The organism is Lactobacillus sp. CA30L (assembly GCF_059900845.1).
This window is the reverse complement of the sequence record NZ_JBWXGB010000019.1, coordinates 1-493: the sequence shown is the minus strand read 5'-3', so window position 1 is coordinate 493 and position 493 is coordinate 1. Positions and strand designations below refer to the sequence as shown.

At 45.4% G+C, this 493-nt stretch carries 2 tRNA genes; both read left to right on the top strand.

The annotated features are described in order from the left end of the window. Window positions 1-161: 161 nt before the first annotated feature. Window positions 162-235: transfer RNA gene (locus AC2JF8_RS09245), tRNA-Ile, on the top strand. Window positions 236-275: 40 nt separating this feature from the next. Further along, window positions 276-348, top strand: a tRNA-Ala gene (locus AC2JF8_RS09240). Window positions 349-493 lie beyond the last annotated feature (145 nt).

Here is a 493-nt window from a genome sequence, read left to right as displayed (position 1 = left end):
TGCGGCTGGATCACCTCCTTTCTAAGGAAGCGAATAGGCCAAAGAGCAGGAGACTGCTAATAAGAAGCCTAGGAGCAAGGAAGCACATGGAGCGAAGACATTGTTTAGTTTTGAGGGTAGTACCTCAAGAAAAGAAGAGCAGTAAGATACGCGAAGAAGACGGGCCTATAGCTCAGCTGGTTAGAGCGCACGCCTGATAAGCGTGAGGTCGATGGTTCAAGTCCATTTAGGCCCATAGGCAAGCGTAGGCTAGTCTAAGAAAAGAATAACAAATGGGGGGCTTAGCTCAGCTGGGAGAGCACCTGCTTTGCAAGCAGGAGGTCATCGGTTCGATCCCGTTAGCCTCCATTGGACAGAGATGTCCAGAGTTAGTACATTGAAAACTGAATATAATCCAAGAAAAAACCGAGAAACAATCAACAAATCAAAAGAGATAAGAGATTGCACGAGCGACTTAAAAGAGAAGATCTTAGAAGTAAGGTCAAGAAAAGAA